This window comes from Arthrobacter sp. 24S4-2 (assembly GCF_005280255.1).
Taxonomy (GTDB): domain Bacteria; phylum Actinomycetota; class Actinomycetes; order Actinomycetales; family Micrococcaceae; genus Arthrobacter.
In genome coordinates, this window is record NZ_CP040018.1 from 1,087,467 (window position 1) to 1,102,317 (window position 14,851).

Below are 14,851 nucleotides of genomic sequence, written 5' to 3' on the forward strand. Positions count from 1 at the left end.
AATGATCCCCAAACGAGAGCTCCGCAGACGAGACTTTCTCGGCCTTGCGTCCGTTGTCACCATCGGCCTGATGCTGACCAGCTGCGATTCCGAATCCGCCAAAGTGGACACGTCCAAGTCCCGCACCGGGGCCATGGACAGCTTCGGGGTAGGGGACACGTTCAAGGCGACGGCGCCGCTGACGTTCAGCTTCCTCTTCAGCGACCAACCCACGTACCCGTACAAGAAGGACTGGCTGCTGTTCACCACGATGGCCAGCGATAACAACGTCACCCTCGATACCACGGTGGTACCGTTCAGCGACTACGAGCAGAAGCGCAGCCTGCTCATCAGCTCCGGCAACGCCCCGGAGATCATCGCCAAGACCTACCCCGGCCAGGAATCGGCCTACGTGTCCTCCGGCGCCGTGCTGCCGGTCAGCGACTACGTGGACCTGATGCCGCATTTCCAGGACAAGGTCAAGAAATGGAAGCTGGAGCCGGAGATCGCCGGCCTCACCCAGGAGGACGGCAAGTACTACGTGCTGCCGGGCCTGCACGAGGAGCTGTGGCCGGACTACTCGCTGGCGTTCCGCAAAGACATCCTCGAGAAGGAAGGCATTAAGGAGCCCAAGACCTGGGATGAGGTCCGCGAAGTGCTGCGTTCGCTCAAGAAGGCTTATCCCGATGTCGTGCCCTTCTCCGACCGGTTCAAGGGCGACAGCGTGCTCAACATCGCGGGCAACGCCTTCGGTACGGTGGCCGGCTGGGGCTTGGTGGACGGCCTGAGCTTCGACGAGTCCAAGAAGGAATTCGAGTTTGGCGCCGGGTCGCAGAAATTCAAGGAGCTGGTGACTTACTTCAACTCGCTGGTGGCTGAGGGCCTCATGGACCCGGAGAGCTTCACCCAGACGGACGATTCCGCCATCCAGAAGTTCGTCTCCGGCAAGTCGTTTGTGATCAGCGCGAACTCGCAGAACATCATCACCTACCGCACCTCCATGGAACAGTCCCTGGGTAAAGGGAACTTTGCCGTGGGCAAGATTACGGTGCCGGGCGGCCCGGACGGGGACATCATCGGCGGCTCGCGGCTGGAGAACGGCATCATGCTGAACGCGTCCGTGAAGGGCAAGGACAGCTTTGTGGCGCTGATCCAGTTCATCGACTGGCTGTTCTACAGCGACGCAGGACAGGAGTTCTCCAAGTGGGGCGTGGAAGGGACCACGTTCACCAAGGAGAACGGCAAGCGGGTCCTGGCCAAGGACATCAACTTCCAGGGCCTGAACCCGTCCGGCACCAAGGACCTGCGCGTGGATTACGGATTCTCCGGCGGCAACTTTGCCTACGGCGGCACCACGGACCTGCTGCAGTCCACTTTCAACGAGGAAGAACTGGCGTTCCAGAAGGCGATGAAGAGCAAGACGCCCAAGGCCGTGGCGCCACCGGTGCCGTTCAGCGATGCGGACCGCGAACAGGCCACCCTGGTGCTCACCCCGCTGAAGGACCACGTCAAGCAGAACACCCTGAAGTTCATCACCGGCCAGCGGAACCTCAGCGAGTTCGACGCCTACGTCAAGGAGCTCGACGCCAAGGGCAGTCCAAGTACGTTGAGCTGGCGAACAAGGCGTACAAGGCGTACGCAGAGAAGAAGTAGCTAACGGCCGACGGCCACAGGCCGGGCCCGGTGCACGCGGGTTGATTAGGGGAGAGGCAGCAGTGGAACAGAAGAAAGCGGAGTACGGCTCCGGCCCGCTGTTCAGGGCGGCCACCACGGTTTACAGCGTGATGGTGGGCGATGTGCTGCTGGTGTTCAGCAACATCCTGCTGGTGCTGGCTCCCGTGCTGGCTCCGGTGCTGGTCAGCGTTGCCGGCGGTTCTGCCCTGCCGGCCGCCGGCGTCCTGCTCGTGGCGTTCGTGCCGGTGGGCCCGTCCCTGGTGGCCGCGGCATACGCCTTCAACCGGTTGCTGGCCGGTGAGGAAACCGGGGTGTTCCGCGACTTCGTCCGTGGCTACCGGGCCAACTTCCGGCAGGCGCTCGCGGTGTGGCTGCCGTACGTGGCGGTGCTGGCCGCCGTCGTCGTCAATCTTTTGCTTCTTCCCGGAACGCCCGACGCCGGGAGCCCCGCCCTGTCAGCCGCACGGATCGGGCTGCTGGGGCTGGGACTGCTGGTGGCCACTGCCGGTGTCACGGCCATGCTGCTGCTGTCGCGGTTCACCTTCCGGACGCGGGACCTGTACCGGCTGTCGCTGTACAGCCTGGGCGCGCGGAAGCGGGTCTCGCTGGGCAATGCCGGGATCCTGTTCATCACGGCCTTCCTGCTCACGGCCACCACCGCGGGGCTGATGGCTGTGATCGCCGGCTTGGTGATGTTCCTGACCTGCCTGAACTCCCGGCCGCTGCTGCGGTTCGTTGAGGGGAAGTTCACGGTGCGGGAGTCGGTGCGTGATTCGGTGCGGGAGGCCGCGGCGCGGGCGGAATAGAGCGACGGACTAGAGCAGGCGCAATAAAGAAGCCGGCCGGACTCCGGGCGGCGTTGCACGCCCGGAGTCCGGCCTTCCGTTGCCTAGAGCCCGTTGCGGACCAGTGCCCCTGGGCCACTACGGTGGTGACCTTCTCCAGGGCCGAGGCGTCTGCCAGGGGATCGGCGTCCACCACGATCACGTCGGCGAAGGAACCGCGGACCAGCCGGCCGGCGTTCTCGCCCCAGCCGAGCAGGCGGGCAGCATGGACCGTCGCGGACCGCAGGGCCTCCAGCGGCGAGAGCCCGGCCTCGGCGAGCAGGCGTGCTTCTGTACCGATGGGGGTCACATCGGTACCGAAGGAGTCGGTGCCGGCAACGATCGTCACGCCTGCCTCGTGCGCGGCGCGCACCGCAGCCTGGAGGATCGGCGTGTACTCCTTGCCGCGGGCAGCGAGGATCGGATTGGCCGAGCTTGCCATGCCGGTGATGGCATCCATAGTCGGCGTGAAGTAGGTCCCGCGGCGGGCCATCTCGGAGATGGTTTTCTCGGTGACGAAGACGCCGTGCTCGACGCTGCGCACCCCGGCGCGGACAGCGCCGTCGATCCCCTCGGCGCTGTAGGCGTGGCACAGGACGCCCGCGCCGTTGGCCGCCTTGACCACGGCAGAGAGCTGCTCGTAGTTGTAGACCAGCTCACGGGGGTCCTGTTCCGGCAGCCCGGCGCGGGGATTGGCACGGGTCTTGATGACTTCGGCGCCGCGCTTGAGGTTGACCCGGGTCAGGTAGGCCAGGTCTCTCGTCTCCTTGACGCCCCCGGACAGGGTGGCCAGCGGCGCGAGATCCGGGTCTGACAGGAGGGAGTCGCCGAGCTCCGGCGAGATGAACAGCCCTGCGGGCAGCATGCGTGGCGACACGCCCGGGGCCCACCCGGGGAGCGCCGCAAGCGCGACGTCCTGGTAGAAGCTGGTGGATCCGCTCCTGACACTGGTGGCGCCGCCCTGCAGGATGGCGCGGGCATCGGCCAAGGCATTGGCGTGGACGTGCACGTCGATGAGCCCGGGGAGTACCCAGCGCCCGGCGGCGTTGAGCACACGCGCACGGCCGGCGACGGCGGCCACCGCCTTCCGCGTGGAGTCCCGGGTACCGACGGCGGCGACTTTGCCGCCGTCGAGCACCAGCACGCCGTCCGCGACGGCGTCTCCGGTCTTGGGATCCACGATGGTGCCGCCCTCGATGATCAGGGGCTGGGGGGAGATGGGGCTGCCGTGGTAGTCGGGCCCGGAAGGCCGGTCTGCGGCATGCGCCGCCGAAGCCCCGCCGAGCTGGGCGGCGATAGTCGCAACAGAGATGCCGGCGAGGGCGGCGGCACCGGCCAGGATGCCGCGGCGCGGGACGTCAGCCGGGGGCTGCGGGGCTGAGGTGTGGTCGTGAAGGCACATCATTGTCTCCTTGGGGAAGGCCGCCCGGGGAGCAAGGGGCGGTTTGCCCTTAGAACGTTACTTGGTATTCCAAAATCCGAATAGCCCTTAATGCCTTAGTCGCCGCGCAATGTGCCGGCGATCTCATATTCCAGACAGATAATGGTCTGCCTGGCCGATTCTCGGCCTTACGGCCCCCGGCTGCGTCAGGCCGGTGGTTGACGGCTCGGAGGTTTGGTATTCCAAATGTGCTTCTGGAGGTGCCGCGCCCTGGCATTGGCGTGGCCGGGAACGCTACGGGCTGAGGACCTGTTCGCGCAGGATGTCCGCGTGGCCGCAGTGTTGAGCCAGCTCCCGCAGCATGTGCAGGTAGACCCAGCGCAGCGGCAGCGGGCCGCGTCGGTTGCCGAGCACCAGATCGTCGAGTCCCAAGGAGGCTGCAGCGAGTCGGGACGCTTCGCAGGCCTCGCGGTGTGCCTGCTGGATGGAGGCGATGGTGTCGCTGTCGTCCAGGATGAAGGACTCGTCGGGCGTCGAAGGGATGCCGATCTCGCCGCGCGACCTGCAGGTGATGGCCTCGTCGAACCAGACTTTCTCGACGAAGGTTGCGTGCTTTACCAGGCCCAGCAGGGTGGTGCGGGAAGGAACCAACCGCCGGCGGGCCTGTTCCTCGGTTAGCCCATTCAGGCAGTCGTTGAGGGCGACGCGGTGCTCGTTCAGGAAAGCGTCGAACTGGGCGCGCGCTGGTTGGTGGATGACGTCGTCGGCGAAAGTCACGGGCAGGGAGGACATGTGGGAGCCTAGCAAGGAGGAATGCCATGGGCTACAGGTGGGCTGCGGCAGAATGGGGGCGTGACCTCGTCTGACGCCTCTGTGAACCGCAAGCCTGCCCATCCGAAGCCTGTGAACAGCAAGCCGAAAATGTCAGTGGGAATGCGGGCGAACCTCGTGGTGACCGCGCTGGTCCTCTGCCTCGGACCCGTGCTGATCGGCGTTGGCAGTCACCAGATAAACACCGACGCGGAGCTGGTGCAGGCAGGGGAGCGTGTCACGGGAACGATCGTTCAATTTGATGATGTATCGAAAGCTTCCGAGCGCGACATCAAAGTGGAGTTTCAGTCCACCGACGGATCGGCCCATTTCACCTGGGCAACCGTTGACCATGACCAGCACCCTGTGGTTGGCGAGGAGGTCACGGTGGTTTACCGGGCGCTGGACCCGAGCCAGGCGACTGTACTTGGGTTTGAAAGCGACGGTGTATTTTTTAGGGGACTGGGCATCTTCCTGACGGCCATTTTCGGGGGAATCGGTGTATTCCTTGCCCTTCGCTACCTGCTGGGCCGAAGGAAGGACCGACGGAAGCGAACCGGATAACGCCACCTGAAAGGTGAGGGATCGACAGGGCTGAAACTGTTGAAGCTGTCCTCCACGACGGCTCGGCCATCACTGTCACGATTCACGGGGACGGGCCGGCGCTGCTGCTGCCCGTCCGGCTGGAGCCGCCATGCGACGGCTGACGCCGCGCCCCTCGCCGCACACCAGGACGAACTCATCGCCGCCGGCTGGGACGTGCACGTGCTTCCCGGCCTGGACCATCTCGGCGTGATGCACAGTTCGGTCGTCCTGCCGATCCTGGCCGGCTGGCTCCAGAAGGTGGGCGGGGTGAAGTAGGTGCCGGTGTCCAGCCGCATGCAGCGTCGCCGGGTCCGGCGCTCAGGGCTCCGACAGGGCGCTGATGCAGGCATTAAGCAGGCGCATTAATTCTGCTTGATCGTTGGACTTGAGTCCCTGGAGCATCTGCTTTTCAACCGACCTGACGGCAGCACTGGCAGCTTCCAACCGCTGTCGACCAAGAGGTGTGAGCTGGACGGGGAGAACGCGACCTGCCGGTGCTTGCGCCGGGCGGGAGGCGAGACCCTCCCTTTCGAGCGTCTGCAGGAGCACGTTCATCGACTGGCGGGACACGAAGGCCCCCGGGCCAGATCGGAATTCGACAACCCGGGCCGCTGAGCGAGGAGCTCAAGGCAGGCATACTGCGGAACTGTCATGCCGCTGGGGCGCAATGCGCCGTCCAGTGCGGACCGCAGGGCGCTGTGCGCCTGCTTGAGGAGGTATCCCGGCGACTTGTCCAGATCCACGCCGGCGTCTTCTTGACTCATGTCAATATTCTGACATAGTCTCCCCTTGTGTCAATGTACTGACACACATAGGAGGTAGAGGTAATGGCCGCTATCGGTCCCGATTTCATTTCCCTGCAGGTCCGCGATCTGGAGCGCTCGGCATGGTTCTACGAGCATCATCTGGGGCTGACGCCCTCCAAGGCCGGCCCACCCCACGCCGTCGTTTTCGAAACGCGTCCCGTCCCGTTTGCGGTCCGAAACCCTTTGCCCGGGACTGACCTCGATGCGATCGGCCAGCCCGGCGAAGGAGTTGCCGTCTGGCTAAGAGCCACGGACGCCCAGGAACTCCACGATGCACTTGTTGCTTCCGGCACCACCATTACGTCGGCGCCAATCGACGGGCCTTTCGGCCGGACGTTCACATTCGCCGATCCGGACGGCTATCGGATCACCATCCATGATGGCGCCTAAAACGGTGAACGGCGGGTCCATATGAGCCGATGAATGGGTGGCGAATCACCACCTGCTGGTCTACAGGGCGGAGCGCCGGTTGCGGGCCTGCTGCACCAGCCGGCTGAAGGCAAACACGAAGACGGCCTCGATCAACACCATGAGTCCGAGCATCAGCCATTGGCTTTCGCTGATGAAGAAGGCAACCCCGAGAAGCACGAGCACCGTTCCCAGGGCCAGTGTGTACACGGCGAAACCGAACGCCACCCTTGCGCTGCGCACTCCCGTCCGGAAGCCGAAGCCCATAGGTTCACCGCCGGGGTATCCCTCGACGCGGTCGGGACCTGCGGGCTTGAGTCTGTCGAACTCTTCCCAAGGGTCCCGGTCCTGATCCTGGTCCGTCATGGTTCCATTATCCCGCGAATCCAGCGGCCCAGGCCCACGGGCGGCAGGCACAAGCCGAACTCCGTCAGCGGCCGCCCGCCGTCGTCCGTTGCTGCTGCACTGGCGTCCGCCGGATCCTCCGGCTCCCAGCGCAGCAGGTCTCCCGGCTGGCACTCCAGCGCCTCGCAGAGTGCCTCGAGGGTGGTGAAGCGCACCGCTTTGGCCCGGCCGTTCTTGAGCACCGCCAGGTTGGCGGGCGTGATGCCCACCCGCTCCGCGAGCGTGCCCACGGGCATTTTGCGCTTGGCCAGCATCACATCGATGTCGACGAAGATCGGCATCAGATCACCTCGTCCAGTTCGTCCCGGGGGTGTTTGGCTTCGGCGTCGCGGGCCACCGCCTGCGCCAGCAGCATGCGGAGTACGACAACGACCAAGGCCACTCCGGCGACCAGCACACCTGCCCCCGCGCGGGGAACAGTGGTAGCCTGCCGACGATGACCGTGAACCCAGCTCTGCTCGACTGGTTGCTTGACTCCGACCCGGCACTGCGCTGGCAGGTCGAGCGCGACCTCTCGGGCGCCCCGCGTGAGGTGTGGAGTGCGAGCCGGGGCCGCATCGCGACGGAAGGGTTCGGGGCGCGGCTGCTCGCCCTGCAGGACCCGGACGGCCAGTGGGCAGGGGGAGCATACTTCCCCCGCGACTTCGACTTCCAGGGCCCCGAGACGGCCGAGGGTGCGGGGCAGCCGTGGACCGCGACGACGTGGACGCTCAACACGCTCCGCGACTGGGGCCTCGATGCCGCCGCCCTGGCCGGCACGGCGGAACTGCTCGCCGCGAACTCCCGCTGGGAGTATGACGACCTGCCGTATTGGGGCGGCGAAGTGGACGCCTGCATCAACGCCTACACGCTGGCCAACGGGGTTTGGCTCGGGGCGGATGTCTCCGGAATTGCCCAATGGTTCCTGGACCACCGAATGGCCGACGGCGGCTGGAACTGCGAGTGGGTGGACGGTTCCACCCGTTCGTCCTTCCATTCCACGCTCAACTCGCTAAAGGGGCTCCTGTACTACGAGGCCGCGACCGGCGGCAGCGACGCCCTGCGCGCTGCCCGCCGGGCCGGCGAGGAGTACCTGCTGCAGCGCCGGCTGCTCCACACACTGTCCACGGGCGAGCTCGTCGGGCCATGGGTGACCCGGTTGGCCTACCCGTTCCGCTGGATCTACAACGCGCTCAGCGGGGCCGACTATTTCCGGACGGCCGCGCTGCACGACGGCGCCGACCCCGATCCGCGGCTCACGGAGGCGGTCGGGGCGATCCGCGCCGCCCGCCGCCCCGACGGCACCTGGCTGCAGGAGCGCCGCCATCCCGGACGGGTGTGGTTCGACGTGGACGTGGCACCCGGCGAGCCGTCAAAGTGGCTCACGTTCTACGGCACGCGTGTCCTCGCCTGGTGGGACGGCGCGCCAAACGCAAAAAGGGGAGCCGGTTGAACCAGAGGGGTCACCGTGACCGGCGTGAGCATCTCCCGCTCGAAGCCCGCCACGCGCCGCGGGCCGTGCAGGATCAGCTCGTGCGTATGCACATCAGCCGTGCTGGACGTGGCCAGATGGAGCTTCACCAGACCCGGCGCCACGATGCGCTCCAGGTCCAGGCCGGTGAAGGACGTGCGGTCCGCGTGGACCGTGAACTCCACCGTGGCCGAGGCTCCGGCGGCCAGTTCCACGCGCGCGTAGCCGATCAGCTCGCGCACCGGCCGGACCACTTCGCCCACCGGGTCCGCCAGGTACAGCTGCACCACTTCGGCACCATCAACAGACCCCGTATTGGTGACGGTGCAGCTCACGGTGACCGCGTCCGACGTCGATATGGTGGGCGCGCTGGCCAGATGGCCTGAGAACTCGAACGAGGTATAGGACAGGCCGTGGCCAAAGCCGTAGAGCGGTGACGGGTCCAGGGCGCTGACGCCAGTGGGGCCGGCCAGCCGGCTCTGCAGGTACGTGCCCGGCTGCCCGCCCGGGGTGCGGGGAACGGACACCGGCAGTTTGCCGGAGGGATTGACGACGCCGGTGAGCACGTCCCAGAGCGCGTCGGCGCCTTCCTCTCCGGGGAAGAACCCCTGGACGATCGCGTCGGCACGCTCGGCGAAGTCGCCCAGTGCGTAGGGCCGGCCGCTCAGGACCACAACCACAACCCGGGTTCCGGCGGCCGCAGCAGCCGTGAGGACCCGGTCCAGCATGGCGTGCTGGTCACCGGGAAGGCGGAGGTCGGCGGCGTCGTTGCCCTCGCCCGAGGTGCCGCGGCCGAACAGCCCGGCGTTGTCACCCACCACAACCACCACAGTGTCCACGGATGCAGCGACCGCGCAGGCCTGGGAGATCTGCTCGGGGGTGGCTGCCTCGCAGGTGCCTGTGGCCGAGCTGCGCACTGCGCCGAAGCGGCGGGCGGCGGCCTGGGCCACGGTGGGCACGGAAATGCCCATGGGCACGTCGGGGTGGGAGGCACCCACGTGCGCGTCGAACGAGTAGCAGCCCAGCATCGCGAACGGATCCTCGGCCAGCGGCCCCACCACCCCAAGCGAACCCAACGCGGCAGCGGGCAGCGGCAGCGCAGGGCCGCCGTCGAACGTCCCGTTGCTCAGCAGCACCAGCGACTGCTGTGCGATCAGGCGCGCGAGGCCGCGGTTCAAGGGAGGGTCCAGGTCGATCGGACCGGCGGCCAGTGCCGGCGGCACGGGATCGAACTCGGGGGAGAGCAGGCCGGCTTCCAGCTTCTGGGTGAGGACCCGGCGCAGCGCCGTGTCGATCACCGATTCGTCCAGCGCACCTTCGCGGACCCGCTGAAGCAGCGGCTCGCCGTAGCAGTTCACGGTGGGGAGTTCGACGTCGACCCCCGCCTCGAGTGCCAGCACCGCAGCGTCGCCGGAATCGGCGGCCACGCCGTGGGTGACGTTCAGGAAGGCGACTCCGAAGTAGTCGGCCACCACCGTTCCGGCGAAGCCCCATTCCTCGCGGAGCAGTGCGGTGAGCAGGGCGCGGTTGGCGGCTGCCGGCACGCCGTCGGTATCGGTGTAGGCGTGCATCACGGACCGGGCGCGGCCGTGCTTGATGGCCATCTCGAACGGCGGCAGCATCACGTCGGCCAGTTCGCGCGGGCCCATGGAGACCGGGGCGTGGTTGCGGCCGGCGCGGGAGGCGGAGTAGCCCACAAAGTGCTTGAGCGTGGCCACAATCCCCTCGGACTCCAGGCCCTGCACATACGCGGTGGCCACGGTGCCCACCAGATAGGGGTCCTCGCCGATGGTTTCCTCCACGCGGCCCCAGCGCAGGTCGCGGACCACGTCCAGCACCGGGGCAAGGCCCTGGTGCACGCCGAGGGCGCGCATGCTGGCGCCGATCCGGCCGGCCATTTCGCGGACCAGGGCCGGGTTGAAAGTGGCGCCCCAGGCCAGCGGCACGGGGAAGGCTGTGGCTTTCCAGGCGGCCAGCCCGGCCAGGCATTCCTCGTGCACCTGGGCGGGAATGCCGAAGCGGGACGCGGCCATGATCTGTTCCTGAGCGGCGGCCAGGCGCCGCGCGCCCTCCAAAGGTTCCAGCGGGGTGGTGCCGTACATGCGGGTGATCTGGCCCAGCCCGTGGGAGATCACGTCATCCCATGAGCGGGCATCGCCGGCCATCTGGCTCTGCAGCGGCGCCACCGAGTCGCCGTCCGTGGAGGCGTTCACCCAGACGCCCACCAGTTGGGCGGCCTTCTCCTCGAGGGTCATCTCACGGATGAGGCGTTCGACGGCGTCCGGCCCGGCGGCGAAGGGGAGTACTTGCTTTTCGGCGGCACCGCTGCTCACGGGTTCTCCTACGGTTGGAAGTGTTTCTTAGAAACTATCAGAAATTTATATTTACTTTCTAGGGTGGGAAAGCATTGACTTACCGGTATTGCAGTTCCTACGGTTGAAGAACCGGGGCTGCGTGGCCCCGAAACTGTCTCGGAAAGTTCTGAGGCACTTTAGAAAGTTTCGGAGAATCCGGAGCAAGCCCGATGATTGACTGCAAAGGCGGAGAATTTCAGATGCGGACGTACAAAGTGGCCATCGTGGGAACGGGCGGCATCGCGGCGGTGCATGCGGACAACCTGGCCCGGACCGGCGGCCGTGCGGAAATGGTTGCAGCCTGCGATGTGGACGAGTCCCGGCTGCAGGCCTTCTGCGATGAGCACGCCATCGCCGGCCGCTACCAGAACCTCACTGAGCTGCTGGCCGAAGCCAAGCCGGACATCGTGCACCTGTGCACCCCGCCCATGATGCACATCGACCAGGCCATCGAGTGCCTGGAAGCCGGCGTGCATGTGCTCTCGGAGAAGCCGCCGGCCCTGTCCCTGGCGGACTTTGACCGGCTGGAGACCGCCCAAACACGAGGCGGCGCAGAGTTCTCCTGCGTCTTCCAGCACCGCTTCGGCGACGCCTCCGCCGCAGCGCGGTCCCTGATCGGGGCCAGCGATTTCGGCCGGCCGCTGGTGGCCCGCTGCGATACGCTCTGGTACCGCCCGGACAGCTACTTCGACCTGCCGTGGCGGGGCACCTGGAACGCGGAAGGCGGTGGCCCCACCATGGGCCACGGCATCCACCAGTTCGACCTGCTGCTACACCTGCTGGGGCCGTGGGCCGAGGTCACGGCCATTGCTTCCCGGCAGGCCCGCGCCACCTCCACCGAGGACCTGTCCGCGGCACTGGTCCGCTTCGAGAACGGGGCGGTGGCCACCGTCATCAACTCGCTGCTGTCCCCGCGGGAGACCTCGGACATCCGGATCGACTGCGAGTTCGCCACCGTGGAGCTGAGCCATCTGTACGGTTACGCCACCAACAACTGGTCCGTCACTCCCGCTCCCGGCCACGAGGATCCGGTCCGCGAGGCATGGGAAGGCCAGCCGCTGGAACGCGGCAGCGGCCACTCGGCCCAGTTCCTGGCCATGTATGACGCGCTCGACGCCGGGCAGCCCGTTCCGGCCGGCGCGGACTCTGCGCGGCAGACCCTGGAGTTCGCTGCCGCGATCTACGCCTCCGCCTTCACCGGCAAACCCGTGCGGCGCGGCGAGATCGTGCCCGGCCACAGCTTCTACACCGGCATGGACGGCGAGGGCCTGGGCACCCGGGTCCTGGACTCAACAGCCTTTGCCTCGACCGCCCTCGCCTGACCCGTCCTGACTTTTTGGAGACTCCCATGACCAGCCCCGCAGCAACCACCGCCACAGCAACCACCACCGCCGTAAGCACCGCCGTAAGCACCGCCTTCGAAGCCACACAGCTGAGCTATTCCGACGACGGCGCCGCCCTCACCTTCACGGTCGGCGGCCAGCAGATTGCCAAGTACACGTACCAGCCCACCGACGATCAGTACGAAAGCCCGCGGCCGTTCTTCCACCCGGTCACCACTCTGGCGGGCGACGAGGTGACCATCTCCCGGCCCTGGGACCACGTCTGGCACAAGGGCCTGTCCTGGGCGCTGCCCAATGTGGGGGACCACAACTTCTGGGGTGGTGCTACGTACACCCGGGCCACCGGCTACGCCAATCTGGACAACAACGGGGCCATGGCCCATGAGGCGTTCACGGCGATCGATGCCTCCGGTGCCGGGATCACGGCGTCGGAATCCCTGCGCTGGTCCGGCCAGGACGGCCGGCCGCTGATCGCCGAGCAGCGCCGCTTCAACATCCGGCTGCTGGATGTTCCCGGTGTGCCGGCGGGCGGCTGGGCGCTGCTGTTCGAGACCACCATGAGCAATATGTCCGGTGCGGAGATCGGCATCGGCAGCCCCACCACCGAGGGCCGGGACAACGCCGGCTACGGCGGGCTGTTCTGGCGCGGGCCCCGGTCCTTCACGGGCGGCGAGTTCCGCTCCGGGCAGGGCACCGGTACGGACGAATTCATGGGGACCCGCTCACCGTGGATTGCGTTCACCGGCCAGCACGACGGCAGCTGCCGCTCCTCCACCGTCCTGTTCGCGGAAGATGGCTCCAACCCCGGCGCACCCAACCAGTGGTTCGCCCGCTCGTCGATGTTCGCCTGCCTGGGTTCCGCGCCGTTCTTCAGCGAGGTGGTGCCGCTGCGCGAAGGCCAGCCCATCACGTACCGCTATGCCGTGGTGATCGCGGACGGTTCCTTGGATGGGGACTCCGCCGCGGCGCTGGCTGATGCGGCCCGGGCTGCGCTGGAGAGCTGGTCCTGAACCATGGTCTCTTCCTTACCCGGGGCCACCACATTTCCCGGCGCCACCGCGTTGTCCGAGGTCAGCATCTACGACTGGCCGGGTGCGGACGGCGCCGCCGGCGGCACGCCACACCTGCACACTGCCTCCGCTGAGGCGTACGTGGTGCAGGCGGGGACCGGCCGGCTGGAGACCCTGGATTCGCGCGGGTTCACCTCCACCGCGCTGGCGCCGGGCGTGGTGCTATGGTTCACGCCCGGCACCGTGCACCGGGCCATCAACGACTCGGGCGACCTGTTGGTCCTGGTGCTCATGCAGAACGCCGGGCTGCCGGAAAACGGCGACGCCGTGATGACGTTCCCGCCGGAGCACCTGACGGACCCCGAAGCGTATCGCCGTGCGGCGGCGCTTGAACACAAGGACGCCGACCGCGGAGTCCCGGCCGCGGAGGAAGCCGCCCGCCGTCGTCGTGATCTGGCGCTGGAAGGGTACTTTGCGCTCAAGGAGGCGGTGCTGGAATCCGGGCCCGGTGCGCTTGCGGAGTTCCATGCGGCGGCGGCGCGGCTGGTGGGTTCCAAGACCGGCACATGGGCGGAATTCCTGGCCGGGGGAGCGGCGCGGCAGGCGGAGGTAACGCGCCAGCAGTTGCGCTCTCTGGACGCGGCCGAAAGTTTCTATCTGCAGGAAGCGCGGACTACCATGGGAAAACGGGAAACCCGCAGGATCTACGGCATGTGCGGCCGTATCCAGACTTGGGAACTTTCCGATAACTAGCGGCCCGCAGGGGCCCGTCCCGGCTGGAAGGTGGGTTCCGTGGTGAGCAAACAGGATACTGGGCGCGCGACGATCAGTGAGATTGCCAGGGAGGCCGGCGTCTCGGTCCCGACCGTTTCCAAAGTGCTGAACGGCCACGCCCATGTGGCGGCGGAGACGCGCGCCCGGGTGGAGGAGATCATCGCCCGGCGTGACTATGCGCGCCGCCCGGCCAAGCGGAAGCAGAAGGCCGGCCTGATTGACCTGGTGTTCCCCGGGCTCGGGTCGGAATGGGCCCTGGAAATCATCGAGGGCGTGGAGCGCGTGGCGCAGGATGCCGGGTACGGCACGGTGGTGAGCAGCCTGAACCTGGACGGTTCGCGGATCCGGCCGTGGCTGGCGAACCTGGCCGAGCGGAAATCGGACGGGCTCCTGATGGCGGTCTACGAGCTGGACTCCAAGCAGATCCAGCGCATTAAGTCGCTGGGGATCCCGGTGGTGCTCATTGACCCCGTGGGCCAGCCCGGGCCGGACCTTATGACGGTTGGGGCTGCCAACTGGGACGGCGCCCATTCAGCCACCGAGCACCTGCTGCAGCTGGGACACCGCCGGATCGGCATGATCGGCGGCCGCGAAGATTTGCAGTGCAGCAGTGCACGGGAGGACGGGTACCTTTCCGCGCTGCGGCGGGCGGGCGTGGCCGTGGATCCTGCGCTGATGGTGCCCGGTGATTTCTCCATCGAGTCCGGTGAGGCCGGGACGCGGAAACTGCTGGAGCTGGCTGACCGGCCCACGGCGATCTTCACGGGTAACGATGCCCAGGCCCTGGGCGCCTACCGTGCCGCGCGGAAACTGGGACTCAGCATCCCCGAAGACCTGAGCATCATCGGCTTTGACGACATCCCGGCGGCCGAGTGGATCGAGCCGGGGCTGACTACCATCCGCCAGCCCGTGGTCCAGATGGCCGAGGCCGCCATGCGCGCCCTGCTCCGGCACCTGGACGGGGACGAGGAACTTCCGCAGCGGATCGAACTGGGGACGGAACTGGTTGTCCGCGGGTCCACCGCGGCGCCCCGGAAGGCGTAGGTTA

At 67.2% G+C, this 14,851-nt stretch carries 14 protein-coding genes and 3 pseudogenes; 10 read left to right on the forward strand and 7 right to left on the reverse strand.

All coding sequences use genetic code 11. The annotated features are described in order from the left end of the window. Window position 1 precedes the first annotated feature (1 nt). Together FCN77_RS05105 and FCN77_RS05110 are read left to right on the forward strand one after the other, a co-directional pair. A complete protein-coding gene (locus tag FCN77_RS05105) occupies window positions 2-1,636 on the forward strand; it encodes an extracellular solute-binding protein (protein WP_254678852.1) in 1,635 nt (544 codons plus the stop codon). Between the two features lie 58 nt (window positions 1,637-1,694). Then, on the forward strand, window positions 1,695-2,459 hold the full coding sequence (locus tag FCN77_RS05110) for a DUF624 domain-containing protein (RefSeq protein WP_137321395.1): 765 nt from the start codon (window positions 1,695-1,697) through the stop codon (window positions 2,457-2,459). On the opposite strand, the gene FCN77_RS05115 is transcribed toward FCN77_RS05110, so the two are convergent. Together FCN77_RS05115 and FCN77_RS05120 are read right to left on the reverse strand one after the other, a co-directional pair. After that, window positions 2,401-3,882, reverse strand: a complete 1,482-nt coding sequence (locus FCN77_RS05115) for an amidohydrolase family protein (RefSeq protein ID WP_254678853.1) — start codon at window positions 3,880-3,882, stop codon at window positions 2,401-2,403. The genes FCN77_RS05110 and FCN77_RS05115 overlap by 59 nt on opposite strands. Before the next feature lie 270 nt (window positions 3,883-4,152). Further along, the gene (locus tag FCN77_RS05120; RefSeq protein WP_137321396.1) at window positions 4,153-4,650 is read right to left on the reverse strand and encodes a DinB family protein; all 498 of its coding nucleotides are present in this window, start codon (window positions 4,648-4,650) and stop codon (window positions 4,153-4,155) included. 60 nt (window positions 4,651-4,710) lie between these two features. Between FCN77_RS05120 and FCN77_RS05125 the strand changes: the two genes are divergently transcribed. Together FCN77_RS05125 and FCN77_RS25830 are read left to right on the forward strand one after the other, a co-directional pair. Beyond that, window positions 4,711-5,232, forward strand: a complete 522-nt coding sequence (locus FCN77_RS05125) for a DUF3592 domain-containing protein (RefSeq protein ID WP_254678854.1) — start codon at window positions 4,711-4,713, stop codon at window positions 5,230-5,232. A gap of 39 nt (window positions 5,233-5,271) precedes the next feature. After that, complete coding sequence (locus FCN77_RS25830) at window positions 5,272-5,529, forward strand: hypothetical protein (protein ID WP_175417145.1); 258 nt, start codon at window positions 5,272-5,274, stop codon at window positions 5,527-5,529. A 42-nt stretch (window positions 5,530-5,571) separates the two neighbouring features. Here FCN77_RS25830 and FCN77_RS05135 read toward each other — a convergent pair. Further along, window positions 5,572-6,017, reverse strand: a pseudogene (locus FCN77_RS05135) (MarR family winged helix-turn-helix transcriptional regulator). A 63-nt stretch (window positions 6,018-6,080) separates the two neighbouring features. On the opposite strand from FCN77_RS05135, the gene FCN77_RS05140 reads away from it, so the two are divergent. Continuing rightward, window positions 6,081-6,449, forward strand: a complete 369-nt coding sequence (locus FCN77_RS05140; protein ID WP_137321397.1) for a VOC family protein — start codon at window positions 6,081-6,083, stop codon at window positions 6,447-6,449. A gap of 60 nt (window positions 6,450-6,509) precedes the next feature. Here FCN77_RS05140 and FCN77_RS05145 read toward each other — a convergent pair whose 3' ends face one another. From FCN77_RS05145 to FCN77_RS05155, 3 genes and pseudogenes are all read right to left on the reverse strand, one after another. Then, window positions 6,510-6,833 carry a hypothetical protein gene (locus tag FCN77_RS05145; protein WP_137321398.1) on the reverse strand — a complete coding sequence of 108 codons (324 nt, stop codon included), beginning with the start codon at window positions 6,831-6,833 and terminating at the stop codon, window positions 6,510-6,512. Window positions 6,834-6,952: 119 nt separating this feature from the next. Then, window positions 6,953-7,153, reverse strand: a pseudogene (locus FCN77_RS05150) (helix-turn-helix domain-containing protein); the annotation flags it as partial. Continuing rightward, window positions 7,153-7,278, reverse strand: a pseudogene (locus tag FCN77_RS05155) (DUF2975 domain-containing protein); the annotation flags it as partial. The pseudogenes FCN77_RS05150 and FCN77_RS05155, both read right to left, overlap by 1 nt. A gap of 30 nt (window positions 7,279-7,308) precedes the next feature. On the opposite strand from FCN77_RS05155, the gene FCN77_RS05160 reads away from it, so the two are divergent. Beyond that, the gene (locus FCN77_RS05160) at window positions 7,309-8,304 is read left to right on the forward strand and encodes a squalene cyclase (protein WP_137321399.1); all 996 of its coding nucleotides are present in this window, start codon (window positions 7,309-7,311) and stop codon (window positions 8,302-8,304) included. Here FCN77_RS05160 and FCN77_RS05165 read toward each other — a convergent pair. Next, on the reverse strand, window positions 8,241-10,655 hold the full coding sequence (locus tag FCN77_RS05165) for a glycoside hydrolase family 3 N-terminal domain-containing protein (protein ID WP_137321400.1): 2,415 nt from the start codon (window positions 10,653-10,655) through the stop codon (window positions 8,241-8,243). The two genes, FCN77_RS05160 and FCN77_RS05165, sit on opposite strands and share 64 nt — an antisense overlap. Before the next feature lie 221 nt (window positions 10,656-10,876). Between FCN77_RS05165 and FCN77_RS05170 the strand changes: the two genes are divergently transcribed. Genes FCN77_RS05170 through FCN77_RS05185 form a run of 4 tightly spaced genes read left to right on the forward strand, consistent with a single transcriptional unit; the run spans window position 10,877 to window position 14,847 of the window. After that, window positions 10,877-11,998 carry a Gfo/Idh/MocA family protein gene (locus FCN77_RS05170; protein WP_137321401.1) on the forward strand — a complete coding sequence of 374 codons (1,122 nt, stop codon included), beginning with the start codon at window positions 10,877-10,879 and terminating at the stop codon, window positions 11,996-11,998. A 26-nt stretch (window positions 11,999-12,024) separates the two neighbouring features. Then, window positions 12,025-13,029 carry a PmoA family protein gene (locus FCN77_RS05175; RefSeq protein WP_137321402.1) on the forward strand — a complete coding sequence of 335 codons (1,005 nt, stop codon included), beginning with the start codon at window positions 12,025-12,027 and terminating at the stop codon, window positions 13,027-13,029. A gap of 3 nt (window positions 13,030-13,032) precedes the next feature. Then, window positions 13,033-13,782, forward strand: a complete 750-nt coding sequence (locus FCN77_RS05180; RefSeq protein WP_137321403.1) for a cupin domain-containing protein — start codon at window positions 13,033-13,035, stop codon at window positions 13,780-13,782. Window positions 13,783-13,821: 39 nt separating this feature from the next. Beyond that, window positions 13,822-14,847, forward strand: a complete 1,026-nt coding sequence (locus FCN77_RS05185; protein WP_137321404.1) for a LacI family DNA-binding transcriptional regulator — start codon at window positions 13,822-13,824, stop codon at window positions 14,845-14,847. The last annotated feature ends 4 nt before the right edge of the window (window positions 14,848-14,851 follow it).